At 50.4% G+C, this 13,302-nt stretch carries 13 protein-coding genes; 7 read left to right on the top strand and 6 right to left on the bottom strand.

The features are described 5' to 3' along the window. The first annotated feature begins 284 nt into the window (after positions 1–284). The 6 genes from hfq (at position 285) to E3U44_RS03045 (ending at position 6,597) form a co-directional block, all read left to right on the top strand. Positions 285–551, top strand: coding sequence for an RNA chaperone Hfq (gene hfq, locus E3U44_RS03070; RefSeq protein ID WP_134356613.1), 267 nt, complete (start codon positions 285–287; stop codon positions 549–551). 47 nt (positions 552–598) lie between these two features. Continuing rightward, complete coding sequence (gene hflX, locus E3U44_RS03065) at positions 599–1,750, top strand: ribosome rescue GTPase HflX (protein ID WP_134356612.1); 1,152 nt, start codon at positions 599–601, stop codon at positions 1,748–1,750. Positions 1,751–1,879: 129 nt separating this feature from the next. Continuing rightward, a complete protein-coding gene (gene hflK / locus E3U44_RS03060; protein ID WP_134356611.1) occupies positions 1,880–3,130 on the top strand; it encodes an FtsH protease activity modulator HflK in 1,251 nt (416 codons plus the stop codon). Then, entirely contained in the window at positions 3,130–4,044 is a 915-nt protein-coding gene (gene hflC / locus E3U44_RS03055; protein ID WP_206054875.1) for a protease modulator HflC, read from the top strand. Before hflK ends, hflC begins: the two co-directional genes overlap by 1 nt. A gap of 74 nt (positions 4,045–4,118) precedes the next feature. Beyond that, on the top strand, positions 4,119–5,312 hold the full coding sequence (locus tag E3U44_RS03050) for an ATP phosphoribosyltransferase regulatory subunit (protein WP_134356609.1): 1,194 nt from the start codon (positions 4,119–4,121) through the stop codon (positions 5,310–5,312). Then, on the top strand, positions 5,305–6,597 hold the full coding sequence (locus E3U44_RS03045; protein WP_134356608.1) for an adenylosuccinate synthase: 1,293 nt from the start codon (positions 5,305–5,307) through the stop codon (positions 6,595–6,597). The genes E3U44_RS03050 and E3U44_RS03045 overlap by 8 nt, the downstream gene beginning before the upstream one ends. 23 nt (positions 6,598–6,620) lie before the next feature. Here E3U44_RS03045 and E3U44_RS03040 read toward each other — a convergent pair whose 3' ends face one another. The 3 genes from E3U44_RS03040 to trxA all read right to left on the bottom strand — a co-directional run bounded on the left by E3U44_RS03040 (position 6,621) and on the right by trxA (position 7,956). Continuing rightward, on the bottom strand, positions 6,621–6,977 hold the full coding sequence (locus E3U44_RS03040) for a Rap1a/Tai family immunity protein (protein ID WP_134356607.1): 357 nt from the start codon (positions 6,975–6,977) through the stop codon (positions 6,621–6,623). Between the two features lie 110 nt (positions 6,978–7,087). After that, a complete protein-coding gene (locus E3U44_RS03035) occupies positions 7,088–7,558 on the bottom strand; it encodes an RT0821/Lpp0805 family surface protein (protein ID WP_134356606.1) in 471 nt (156 codons plus the stop codon). Between the two features lie 71 nt (positions 7,559–7,629). After that, positions 7,630–7,956, bottom strand: coding sequence for a thioredoxin TrxA (gene trxA, locus E3U44_RS03030; RefSeq protein ID WP_013034589.1), 327 nt, complete (start codon positions 7,954–7,956; stop codon positions 7,630–7,632). A 228-nt stretch (positions 7,957–8,184) separates the two neighbouring features. Between trxA and rhlB the strand changes: the two genes are divergently transcribed. Further along, on the top strand, positions 8,185–9,480 hold the full coding sequence (gene rhlB / locus E3U44_RS03025) for an ATP-dependent RNA helicase RhlB (protein ID WP_134356605.1): 1,296 nt from the start codon (positions 8,185–8,187) through the stop codon (positions 9,478–9,480). Here the strand turns inward: rhlB and E3U44_RS03020 are convergent. Genes E3U44_RS03020 through pepP form a run of 3 tightly spaced genes read right to left on the bottom strand, consistent with a single transcriptional unit; the run spans position 9,477 to position 13,284 of the window. Continuing rightward, the gene (locus tag E3U44_RS03020; protein WP_134356604.1) at positions 9,477–10,733 is read right to left on the bottom strand and encodes a UbiH/UbiF/VisC/COQ6 family ubiquinone biosynthesis hydroxylase; all 1,257 of its coding nucleotides are present in this window, start codon (positions 10,731–10,733) and stop codon (positions 9,477–9,479) included. The two genes, rhlB and E3U44_RS03020, sit on opposite strands and share 4 nt — an antisense overlap. Beyond that, complete coding sequence (gene ubiH / locus E3U44_RS03015) at positions 10,730–11,956, bottom strand: 2-octaprenyl-6-methoxyphenyl hydroxylase (protein ID WP_134356603.1); 1,227 nt, start codon at positions 11,954–11,956, stop codon at positions 10,730–10,732. Before ubiH ends, E3U44_RS03020 begins: the two co-directional genes overlap by 4 nt. After that, positions 11,953–13,284, bottom strand: a complete 1,332-nt coding sequence (gene pepP, locus E3U44_RS03010) for a Xaa-Pro aminopeptidase (RefSeq protein WP_134356602.1) — start codon at positions 13,282–13,284, stop codon at positions 11,953–11,955. The genes ubiH and pepP overlap by 4 nt, the downstream gene beginning before the upstream one ends. Positions 13,285–13,302 lie beyond the last annotated feature (18 nt).

Genomic DNA, 13,302 nt, shown 5'->3' with positions numbered 1-13,302 from the left:
AAGACGAAAAAATTGAATATAGAACGGGATATCAGTACTAAGTAGGTGTCGTTATATCGAGATAAGGCAACAATAATGTCAATCTTGTGTTGGAAAATAAAGCAACTCAACTCTTTAATTGGTCTATACATAGTTGAGTAATTGGTCTATACATAAGTGGTGACTGGGAATAGAAATAATAACCTTTTGTGGTGTGATTATCTCGAAGCCGGATAGGCGCTTAGCACGCCTTCTCTCTGGCCTTTCTATCATTGAAAACAAGAATTACGAGGGAGAAAAGGCCAATGTCACGTGGGCAGTCGTTACAAGACCCCTTTCTTAATGCTTTGCGTAAGGAGCGGGTTCCAGTTTCGATCTATCTTGTTAATGGGATCAAATTGCAAGGGCAGATAGAATCTTTTGACCAATTTGTTGTTTTGCTGAAAAATTCTGTCAGTCAGATGGTATACAAACATGCCATCTCTACGGTCGTGCCTGCACGCAATGTTAAATTATCTAATAGCGAAGGAGGGAATATCCATCATATCGGAGGATCGCAATCTGCCGATTAGAGCGGCATTCTATCCCAGGTTAACTGAAAAATTCCAGGGGAATTGGATTGTTTGAGCATCCCAAGGGCGGTGGGAAATATAGCTATAGCGCTATTTTGGTCCATATCCACTTTCATGCCTCCGCTTATGCTTATCGTGAGGAGCAAGCAGAATTTAGGGAGCTTGTTTCTTCCACAGGCATAGAAGTCATCACGACCATCGCCGGGAGGCGCCATGCTCCCCATCCCAAGTATTTTATTGGCCGGGGTAAAGTCGATGAAATCCGTGGCTGGGTGGATGCCGAACAAGCAAATTTAGTCGTATTCAACCATAATCTGAGTCCAGCCCAAGCGCGTAACTTGGAGCAGTCTTTGCAATGCCGGGTATTGGATCGAACAGAGCTGATTCTTGATATTTTTTCTCAGCGGGCCCGCTCCCATGAAGGTAAGTTACAGGTCGAATTGGCCCAGCTACAGCATCTTTCCACTCGTTTAGTGCGTGGTTGGAGCCACTTGGAGCGACAAAAAGGAGGCATTGGTCTGCGGGGACCTGGTGAAACACAGCTAGAAACTGATCGCCGCTTAATCGGTAATCGTATCCGACAACTTCATAAGCGGTTGGGGCGAGTACGGAAACAGCGTGATCAGAGTCGGCGTTCACGGCACAAGGCGCAAGTGCCTACCGTTTCTCTGGTGGGTTATACTAATGCTGGTAAGTCTACTTTATTTAATCGCTTAACAACGGCCCAGGTTCTGGCGGATAACAGGCTATTTGCGACTCTAGATCCCATGTTACGGCGCTTGCGGCTGGCAATGGTACAGCCTCTCGTATTGGCGGATACCGTAGGTTTCATTCGCAATTTGCCTCATGATTTGGTAGAAGCCTTTCGCTCTACCTTAGAGGAGACCCGCGATGCGGCCTTATTGCTTCATGTCGTCGATGCTTCTTCGGAAGAGCGTCAGGTGCTTATTGCCCAGGTGAACAGAGTCCTTCAAACAATCGGTGCAGAGGAGGTTCCTCAACTGGAAATTTATAATAAAATTGATCAGATAGAGAGTTGCCAGCCGCGACTGGAAAGGGATGCTTCCGGTCGAATCTGCCGAGTGTGGTTGTCGGCTGCTAGCGGAGAGGGTATTGAATTGTTGCGGCAAGCGTTGGCCGAATATTTCCCGGCGAAGGAAACCATTGTGAACCCTCAGCAGGCGATTCGAGCTTGCTAGGGGTGAAACTTGCCGGCTAGAGTTATCTCCCTGTAGAATGAATGTCAAGTTACTGTCAATATTCTCCTTGTGAACAACCTGCAGGTATTGATTATAGATGCCCGCACAACAGTTGGAGTAGGTAGATTAATGGCTTGGAATGAGCCGAACGAGAACAAAGACAAAGATAAAGATCCTTGGAGCAAAGAAGGGGATCAATGGGGTAAAGGTGGTGACCAACAAGGGCCACCCGACCTTGATGAAGTCATCCGTAACCTGAAAGCCAAGCTTAGTGGGCTGTTCGGTGGTAGGGGTGGTGGAGCGCCAGGCGGTGGTCGCCCGCCCTTAGGTCGCGGCGGTAGTGTTGTAGGCGTGGGTCTGTTGGTGTTGATCCTTGCTGTGGTGTGGCTGCTCTCGGGCATCTATATTGTCGCCCCTGCCGAGCGCGGTGTGGTGTTGCGTTTCGGCGAATACGTTACCACGACTGAGCCAGGACCTCACTGGCACATTCCTTATCCTATTGAGGAAGTGGAGCTGGTTGATGTTTCCCAAATCCGGAGCTACGAGATTGGTTACCGCTCTACGGGTAGGGGCCGGGCCGGATCGCCGGTACCCACCGAAGCACTGATGCTCACGCAAGATGAAAATATAGTGGATGTTCGGATTGCGGTCCAATACCGGGTCAAGGATGCGGCCAATTATGTATTTAATGTGCGTAATGCGGATATCAATCTGCGCCAGGTGGTCGAAAGCGCTCTTCGGGAAGTCGTGGGTAAGAACACCATGGACTTTGTGTTGACCGAAGGCCGCGCTGAGGTAATGCTACAGACGGAGAAATTAGCGCAGCAAGTTTTGGACCAATATAATGCAGGGCTAATTGTCACCAGTGTGAACATGCAGGATGCCCAGCCGCCGGAGCAAGTACAAGAGGCCTTTGCCGATGCTATCAAAGCGCGGGAAGACCAACAGAGGTTAAGGAATGAGGCCGAAGCATACGCCAACGATATTATTCCTAAGGCCCGCGGTGCCGCTTTCCGTAGGGTCCAGGAAGCGGAAGCCTACAAGAATGAGGCTGTTGCCCACGCTGAAGGTGAGACGGCTCGTTTTGCCCAGGTGTTAAAGGAGTACCTCGATGCGCCGCAAATTACCGAAGAGCGGCTTTATTTGGAAGCCATGGAGTCGGTGATGGACCGCAGCCGTAAGGTGTTGGTGGATGTCCCCGAAGGCACGAATGTCTTTTATCTGCCTCTTGACCGTATGGTGCAGGAGGGAAGATCGGAGGAGGAGCAGCGTGCGATTTCCCTGGATCAATTGTCCCCCTTCGGCAAAGGAGCCTTGGAGAGAGAGGCGCGCACGCGCCAGAGCAGTGCTGACGAAAGCCGGAGTCGGAGGGCGCGGTGATGAGTAAAAGCTTTAGTATCTTGGCTGGCCTCCTGGTTGTCTTGTTAATCATCGGCTCGCAGAGCGTTTTCATTGTCGATGAACGGGAGCGAGCGCTCTTGTTGTGGTTGGGTAAAATCGAGCGGGCGGATTTCGAGCCTGGCCTCCACTTCAAAGTGCCGTTTTTTAATTCAGTGCGTAAATTTGATGGCCGAGTGCTTACCCTGGACACGGAGGCTGAGCGCTATCTTACAGTTGAGAAGAAAAACGTCATCGTTGATGCCTTTATAATGTGGCGGATTAGCGATGTGGCCCAGTACTACCGGTCCATGACAGGAGATGAGAGCCGCGCTGCCTTGCGTCTATCTCAAATTATCAAGGACGGCCTGCGGAGTGAATTTGGCAGCCGATCCATCCAGGAGGTGGTTTCTGGTCAGCGTGCCCTTATCATGGAAACCATGGCAAGGCGGGCGAATAACCAGGCCAAAGAGTTTGGGATTACGATTGCGGATGTGCGCATCAAGCGCATTGATTTGCCAAAGGATGTCAGCGATTCGGTTTATGCTCGGATGGAGGCCGAGCGGCAGCGAGTGGCCAGTGAGCTGCGCTCCCAGGGGGCTGAGATTGCCGAACGTATCCGTTCGGAGGCGGACCGACAGCGTACTATTATCCTGGCGAACGCCAAAAAAGAGGCTGAAAATGTTCGCGGTGCAGGGGACGCAATGGCAACTAAGGTTTATGCAGAAACCTTTGGCCGAGATCCAGAATTCTATGCCCTTTATCGTAGCCTAACCGCGTATCGCAAGGTTTTCGCGCAAGGGGGGAACAATCTCCTGTTATTGGAACCGAAAGGGGAATTTTTTCGCTTCTTTAATCCTAAACCAGAATTTGGGTCGGAACCCGACTCAAGATTTGCCAAACCAGAACTTGAATGATGTGGGTTTAGTGTGCGGGTGCGAAGCAAAGCACCCGCCGCTTACCTTCTCTCCGCAAAGCCTAGTTTACAACAATGCCGATAACTGAACGTTGGCTCCTGCCTGAAGGAGTAGGCGAGCTCTTGCCTGCTGAGGCAGAGCAGCTAGAGTGCGCGCGACGTGTGCTTATTGATCTTTTCCACTCCTGGGGCTATGAGCTTGTGGTACCTCCCCTCATTGAGTATTTAGAATCCCTGCTTACTGGTGTGGGGACTGATTTAGAGTTGCAGACTTTTAAGCTCACTGATCAGCTTACCGGTCGGCTAATGGGAGTGCGTGCTGATATTACCCCTCAGGTAGCTCGAATTGCTGCCCATCGCATCAAACGAAAAGGTATTATTCGGCTATGTTATATAGGCAGCGTATTGCATACCTTACCCCAGGGGCTGGGTGGCGCCCGTAATCCCATTCAGGTGGGAGCTGAACTCTACGGGCATGGAGGCATTGAAAGTGATCTGGAAGTTCTGCGGTTGGCTTTGGAGGCTCTAGAGAGTGTAGGCATTAAGCAAGCTCATCTAGATCTTGGCCATGTAGGGATATTCCGAGATCTTGTATCCCAGGCAGGATTGTCATCTGAAGAAGAATATATTTTATTTGATGCTCTGCAGCGTAAGGCTCAAGATGAGATGGACTTAATACTGCAGAATAATGGCGTGAGTTCAAAGCTTCGGCATATGTTTACGGCTTTAACAAACCTCAATGGAGGCAGTGAAGTCCTTGCCGAAGCGGAACAGGTTCTGACGGGGAGCGGAGTGGAGCACGCATTAATGACCTTAAAGAAGGTAGCTGTGCTGGCTGATAAGTATTTACCTCAAGTGCCTATACATTTTGATTTAGGCGAACTCCGAGGCTACCGTTACCATACAGGTCTTGTTTTTGCCGTCTATATTCCAGGTCGGGGACAGGCCGTTGCTCAGGGTGGGCGTTACGACGACATTGGAAAAGTATTTGGGCGCGCCCAGCCAGCAACTGGTTTTAGTATAGATTTAAAAGAATTAGTGACACTTAGTAGTCATACTTCAGCTTCCTGTCGAGGGATTTACGCCCCTTGGTCAGAGGATCCCGCCTTTGAGCAGGAAGTGGCTCGTCTGCGTCAGCAAGGGGAGCAGGTTGTTTATGGGTTTCCTGGTATCGCCAATGACTTCGAGGAATTAGATTGTAATCGAGAGTTGGTACTAGAAAAGGGGCAATGGCAGGTTACAGAAATAAGGAAGCGAAGGCGTGGCTAAAAACGTCGTGGTGGTAGGTTGCCAGTGGGGTGACGAGGGCAAAGGGAAATTAGTTGATCTCCTGACTGATCGCGTGGAGGCGGTTGTCCGTTTTCAGGGGGGGCACAATGCAGGCCACACTTTAGTTATCAAAGGTGAGAAAACTGTCCTGCATTTGGTTCCTTCTGGGATCTTGCGGGACAATGTCTTGTGTATGATTGGCAATGGCGTAGTGCTCTCTCCAAGTGCCTTAATGGAGGAGACTAGAATGCTCGAGGAGCAGGGGGTACCCGCTCGGGAGCGCTTGAAGATTAGTTCTGCCTGTCCCCTTGTTTTGCCCTACCATGTTGCCCTTGATAAGGCACGGGAGATAGCCCGTGGGGAGCGAGCAATTGGAACGACTGGCCGTGGTATTGGCCCTGCCTATGAAGATAAAGTCGCACGCCGTACGCTAAGAGTGGGCGATTTATCTGATGAAAGTAGTTTCGCAGCTAACCTGGCTGAGATTATGGATTATCATAATTTTATTTTGCGGGAGTATTATCGGGCTGAGCCCGTTAGCTGTGAGCAGGTATTAGAGCAGGCCTTGGAGTTTAAGGCGAAATTTAGCCATTTAGTCGCCGATGTGCCAATGTTGTTAGCCCAACTCCGACTACAGGGGAAGAATATTCTGTTTGAAGGAGCTCAAGGGGCTTTTTTGGATATTGATCACGGCACTTATCCCTTTGTAACTTCCTCCAATACGACTGCCGGTGGTGCATCGACGGGAAGCGGGGTAGGGCCACGTGATTTGGATTATATTGTTGGCATTACTAAGGCTTATACAACGCGGGTCGGCTATGGTCCTTTCCCGACGGAATTAGGGGATGATATTGGCACCTATCTGGCTAAGCGGGGGCAGGAATTCGGCGCAACTACCCATCGCCCTCGGCGCTGCGGTTGGTTAGACTTAGTGGCATTGCGGCGCGCAGCTATTATTAATGGCGTCTCCGGCCTTTGTGTAACGAAGTTAGATGTGCTTGATGGCTTGGAAAGGTTGCGCCTCTGTGTGGCTTACCGCTCTAATGGAGAGCGTTCTGAAGCACCCCCTGATAGCGCAGCTCTCCTTCGCTGTGAGCCTGTTTACATAGAATTATCAGGGTGGCAAGCGTCAACGGTGGGAATAACAGAGTACGACCAGTTACCGGAAAATGCCCGCCTTTATCTTAAAAAAATAGAAGAGCTATGCGGTATTCCTATTGATATTATTTCCACCGGGGCAGATCGGGAACAAACCATTATTTTGCGGGATCCTTTCGCAGAATAATTAATTAAATCCCTCTATAAAAGTTAAGGAGTGCAAGGGAAAGCTTTGGCAAGGGCATGGGCAATGATATCAGAAGCCCCCTCGCTGCGGACTGAAGGGTGCTTCTTAAGCCAATTAATAGCAATCTCAACGATCTCTCCCTGAGTGGCATGGCTTGGGAGACAGGCACGCCATCCCCCAATTTCTCCGTCTCCTGTACCTAAGATATCTGCAATGGCGGCCACATAGCCTACACAATAGGCGTTGGCCTGAATATCATTTTTTGTAGTACAGTTCTTAAGTAGCTGATTTCCAGTCTGGAAATCACTCCAGGCTATCTGAGGTAGGAGTAAATACAACCACAGGCCCAAGGTTAAAGTTTTAAACTTGTGGTTTGCCATGCTTTTGCCCCCTATTCATAACCCTGCCACTTCATAACCCTGCCACCCATGCTCTCTATATTCGCAGCAAAAATGCGCTACAAAGCTTAATAAATTGGTAACTTCAGCCCTTATTGGACCAGTTTCCAGCTTCCATCCGGTTGCCGGCAGGCTGTTCCATAGAGCCGATCGCTTCTGCCGCCAATGGTCACTGTCTGCTGGAATTCCCGGCAATAATTGCCAGAGCTGGAGTGCCCCTCACGTACTGGCGTTACCGAGCCCTGGTGTCCACTAGGCGGGTTATTCCAAGTAATAGTTTCTCCAATAGGGGCGTGGGTGGCTTGCTCTAGGGCTTGGCGGGCCTTCATGCGATCAACCTCGTCCATGGTGCGACCAATATTACTCCCCGTTAGGGCGCCCAGCAGGGTACCTGCAGCTGTGGCTGCCAGTTGTCCGCTTCCTGAACCAAATTGTGATCCTAAAAGACCCCCGCCTGCGGCGCCAAGAACCGTGCCGATGGTCTCTTTTTCCCCTGTAGTACTAGCACAGCCGACAAAGAATACAGCCAGGACAATCGCAGCGGTAAGGGATCTGAATGTCATAAGTTTATCTCATTTATTAAGTCGCGGTGGCTTCTAAAATAATCGCTATAATCGCTGCCATGAGAATTTACCTATAAATTACTATCGATAAAGGCTGCCAGTTGTGATTTTGACAGGGCGCCAACCTTTGTAGCCTCTACATTCCCGTTTTTGAACAACATCAAAGTTGGGATACCGCGGATTCCGTAGCGAGGTGGAGTTGAAGGATTCTCATCAATGTTGAGTTTACAAATTTTGAGTTTGCCTTCATATTCTTTCGCAATCTCTTCCAGAATAGGTGCAACCATTTTACAGGGGCCACACCATTCAGCCCAATAGTCTACAAGCGCAGGCTGTTCTGACTTAATCACTTCTTCCTCAAAGGTAGCGTCGGTTACTGATATGATGCGATCACTCATTGTAAATATAACTCCAACTGTTGGATTAAAACTGCTTAGAAATTTTATACGTTATTGTTCTTGCTGTAAGATTCTTACATAAAATTGAATTGCCTTCTTTTACGATTTACGCATAGGTTACCCTATATAGTGAGATATAATAATGCATATATATATACGATTTCAGCGCAAATTACGCCCATTTTCAAGCTATAAGCATAAAACCGGGTCTTTGGGTACCCAAAATTGATGTCCAATCCTCACTTTTCTGAAATTTCATTTGACGCCTTAAATCTGGCTAAGCCCCTAGTACAGGGAATTCAGGATGCCGGGTTTACCGTTTGTACGCCGATCCAGGCATTGACATTGCCTTTACTACTGGCCGGCAAGGATATAGCGGGGCAGGCCCAGACGGGAACGGGCAAGACGGCTGCCTTTTTGCTGGCGACAATGCAATACTTGTTGAGAAATTCTGATACCGAACAAGGTCAACAGCAACAGCCCCGGGCGCTAATTCTGGCCCCCACTCGTGAATTGGCCATTCAGATAAATAAGGATGCCCAACTACTCGGCCGGCATACGGGTTTACGATGTATTGTGGTCTATGGTGGAGCTAATTACCGTAAACAACGCCGCCTCCTAGAGCAAGGCTGTGATATCTTGATTGGTACACCGGGACGCCTCATTGATTATTACAAACAGCAGATAGTCGGTTTTAAGAAGGTCCGAGTTGTCGTTTTAGACGAGGCCGATCGGATGTTTGATCTAGGTTTTATTCGGGACATTCGCTACATTTTGCGCCGCCTGCCGCCACCCGATAAACGACTTGGGATGTTGTTCTCGGCCACCCTTTCCCTGCGAGTGACGGAACTGGCTTATGAGCATATGAACAATCCTCGCTTGGTCCAAACAGAGTCGCAGAAGGTAACCGCAGATAAAATTAAAGAAAAAGTTTATTTTCCTGCTAATGAGGAAAAAATTCCTCTATTGCTTGCCCTCCTTAAACGCCTAGCGCCCCAGCACGCGATTGTATTTGTGAATACTAAGCATGTCGCTGAGCAAGTCTGGGGTTATTTGGAAGGTAATGGTTTTAAAGCTGCTTTGCTTTCTGGTGATGTTCCCCAGAGTAAACGTCAGCGCCTGCTCAAGGAATTCCAAGAGGGAAGTTATCCCATTTTGGTTGCCACGGATGTGGCGGCACGTGGTCTTCATATCCCCACAGTGACTCATGTGTTCAACTATGATTTACCTCAGGACCCGGAGGACTATGTGCATCGCATAGGTCGTACTGCGCGCGCTGGAGCGAGTGGTTCGGCAGTAAGTTTTGCCTGTGAGGATTACGCCTTTTCCTTGCCTGATATTGAGGAATATATTGGCCATAAGTTGGCTTCTTTTTCGGTAGACGATGAGGAATTGGCCACACCAAAACAACCGGTATTGTTATCCCCTAGGAGCCATAAAAATCCTCGAAAGGGGGAACGTCATTCCCGCCAGAAGAGGGGGTCCCGGAAAGGAAGTCGTTTAGCGGGCAGAAATCGCATTTAGCCTGCATACTCTCCAGGATCAATCGATTTTGGCTTAGCAATCAGGGGTAAGTCTCCCGTTAAACCAGAGGCCCGGCGCATAATTAAGCATTTGATGGGAGTTGCAGCATCAGTGGCTGTCAGGCCAAGGTTGCGAATGAGTCGAACTGGAAATAGGGTATTACCAAAAAGACGTTTAAAACCATCCATAACCAGTTGGGTGGCAAAGTTATCTCCTTTCCGCCACCGTTCAAAGCGCCGTAAGGTGGCAAGGGCGCCCAGGTCCTTCTTGCGCTTTTTGGCAGTCATTAATACTTCAGCTAGAACAGTGGCATCGAGTAAGCCTAAGTTAACGCCTTGTCCAGCTAGCGGGTGAATAGTGTGGGCAGCATCGCCAACCAGGGCCAACCGGGGCTTGGTATAAGTTTCCGCATGCCGCAGTCGTAAGGGGAAAGCGGCCCGAGGGCTCACTGCTTGGATGGCCCCTAAACGATACTCAAAAGCAGCAGCGAGTGCCGTAGCAAATTCCTGTTCCCCTAAGGCCAACAAGTCGGAAGCCTCATCGGGTGTAGTGCTCCAGACGATGGAGCAATGATAGGGATCGTCTAAGGGCAAAAAGGCCAGCGGCCCCTGGGGAAGAAAACATTGCCATGCCGTTTCCTGATGGGGTTTTTCAGTCTGCACTGTGGCGACTACCCCTTTTTGCTGATAATCCCAACCCCGGCTGCTAATGCCCATCCACTGTCTTATCTTGGAATTGGCCCCGTCTGCGCCAATGAGCAAGCGTGCTTCTAGGCAATGGCCTCCTTCCAGTTGCAGGTAAATTTTGCGATCGTCTTGGATTATTCCGCTAGGGTGAGCAGGAGCATACAGGTCGATATTATCCAAACCCTCACATTGCTTTAGGAGCGCCCCTTGAATCACTCGATTTTCAATGATATGCCCTAAGCAGGGTTCCCCGATCTCAGCACTGTCAAAATGGATTTCTCCGGCGCCTGTTCCGTCCCATACGTGCATTTCCCGAAAAGGGCTGATGCGTTGCGCCGCTATTTCTTGCCAGGTCCCCAAGTTTTTAAAAATATTTTCAGAGGCACGGGTAATGGCACTGACCCGAAGATCATAAGTATCTGGAGGAACGTCCTCTAGATTAGGCGGATTGGCTTCTACCAGGGCAATTCGGAGTTTGGGGGATTGTCCTAGCGCTAACGCCAAGCAAGAGCCCGTCATGCCGGCACCGACGATGAGAACATCATAGGGGGAATGAGGTGAGGTCATAGTGCTAATCCCCGGGCCAGTCGAGACTGCCGTCCTGCAAGTCCCATGGTTTGACGCATAAACTGCTGCTTGAGGGGAGGAAATAAATCTAAAGCTGCCAGACCTAAGCCTCGGGCTGGGCCGAGCAAAGGATAATCATTGGAAAATAGACGTACGAGGGTATCCGTCAATCCAGTCACTAGATGTTGATCCCCTTGGCGCCATTGGGCGTAAATGGATAAAGTCTCTGGCGCCCCAAGATCGTGGCCGGCCTTTTGGGCATCGGCAAGAGTCTGCGCTAAAACGGCCACATCCCGGAGGCCCAGATTAAAGCCTTGCCCGGCAACCGGGTGGAGGTTGTGGGCAGCATTACCAATGAGCACTGTCCGGGGTGCAACTTGTTGTTGCGCTCGAAGCAATTGAAGAGGGTAGGCATGGCGTTTACCAATCCGGGTAAAACGACCCAGACGCTGGCCGAAGCGCTGCTGCAGGCGAGCAAGAAAGGTTTCCTTGTCCACGGCGGTGAGATAAGGGGCTTGAATATTTTTCACTGTCCAGACCAGATTGCATCGTTTCTCATCCAGGGGCAGTAGTGCCAAGGGACCGGTATCGGTGAAGCGTTCGAAAGCCCGGTATTGGTGAGGGCGCTCGGTGGCTACATTGGCGATAATGGCTGTTTGCCCATAGTCTCTCTTTTGGGTCGGAATTTGCAGTAATTGCCGCACGAGGGAGTGTCCTCCATCGGCAGCCACGAGCAAACGGGTGGAGAGGGTGCGGATATGGTCATGGGAGGCAATTTGTACGTGGGTCTTGGTTGCCTCAGAGGCGATGTTGACGACCTTGGCGGGGCAAATAAGCTCAATCTGGGGAAAGTCTTGAAGTCTTTGATAGACAATTTGACCCAGAATACGTACCTCTACCACATAGCCTAATGCAGGCAGGGAAGCCTGGGAAGCATCTAAGCGAGTGACCCCAAAGTGGCCCCGATCGGAGACATGGATATGGCGGATGGGGGTCGTATCAGGGGCAATGGCGGACCAGCAGCCTATGCCCTCAAAAATACGGCGGGAGCCGAAGGCTAAAGCAATGGCCCGGGAATCGAAGCTGGGTTGTTCTTGAGTGTTTGGGGGGACCGCTTCGATAATACCAATGCGTAAGGGTTGGGAGGCCAAGGCTAAGGCCAAGCTGCTGCCAATAAGGCCACCCCCAACAATAAGTAAATCATAGTCGGCAGGCAGGGTCATTGTGTGGGTACCCGTATCTGTGAGGAAGCCATCAGGGCCTCAACCTCGGCTACAGTTTTAGGGACTGCTGCACTTAGGACTTCACCGCCCTCTTTGGTCACAAGCACATCATCCTCAATCCTGATCCCGATATTCCACCATTTTTTGGCTACTCTCTGACTATTGGCAGGGATATACAATCCCGGTTCTACGGTCAGGGTCATGCCAGGTTCAAAAACCCGCCATTCGCCGTCGACTTTATAATCCCCGACGTCATGGACATCCATACCAAGCCAGTGCCCTGTACGATGCATATAAAAGCGGCGGTAATGTTCTTTTTTAATCAAAGTGCTCACCCGTCCTTTGAGTAGGCCGAGGGCCACCAGACCCTCTGTTAGTACTCGCACTGCCGCTTCGTGGGGTTCGTTCCAGTGATTGCCGGGGCGGATCTCAGCGATAGCTGCCAGTTGCGCTTCCAGGACCAGCTCATAAATTGCTTTTTGGGTGGGGGAAAAGCGGCCGCTGGTGGGAAATGTCCGGGTAATGTCCGCCGCATAATAGTCATACTCGGCACCGGCGTCCACCAAAAGCAAATCCCCTCTCCTGAGGCGGGCGTTATTGTCAGTGTAGTGGAGGACACAACCATTGCCACCGCCGCCTACGATAGGGGGGTAGGCCGGGGCTCGGCAACCCTGGCTAACGAAATGGTGAAGGTATTCCGCCTCTATTTGGTATTCCATCATGCTAGGGTGGCAGAGCTGCATGGCCCGGATATGCGCTTCGGCCGAAATCCGGATAGCTTCACGCAGGGTTTTGATTTCTTGTGCGCTTTTGATAAGACGCATTTCATAAAGCAGATGATCCAGCGCAATGAACTCTCCTGGCGGACGTTTGCCAGCGCGAGATGCCTGCCGGATCAAGTTAACCCACCCCACCATACGTTGGTCAAAGGCGGGATAATAGCCCATGGCATAGTAAACTCGGGCTTTATCTTCCATTAACCCAGGAAGAATGTCATCAATATCGGTAATGGGGAAGGCGTCATCAGCGCCATAATTTTTGCAAGCGCCGTTAGTGCCGGCACGGCGTCCCTCCCAGACCTCTTTTTCCGGATCCTGCTCCCGGCAAAACAAGAGATATTCCCCATGGCTACGGCCAGGGACAAGGACGGCCACTGCCTCAGGTTCGGGGAAACCCGTTAAGTAGTAAAAATTGCTATCGGCACGAAAGGGAAAGGTCACATCGCGGTTACGGGGGTAAGTGCTCGCTGTAGGCAGGATAGCAATGCTGTCTTCCCCCATCATTTGTAATAATTGTTTACGTCGGCGCGCGAATTCTTTGGATTCCATAAGTTAAGGTGTGATGCC

The organism is Nitrosococcus wardiae (assembly GCF_004421105.1).
GTDB lineage: Bacteria > Pseudomonadota > Gammaproteobacteria > Nitrosococcales > Nitrosococcaceae > Nitrosococcus > Nitrosococcus wardiae.
The sequence above is the reverse complement of the archived record's forward strand: the minus strand, read 5'-3'. Positions and strand labels throughout refer to the sequence as shown.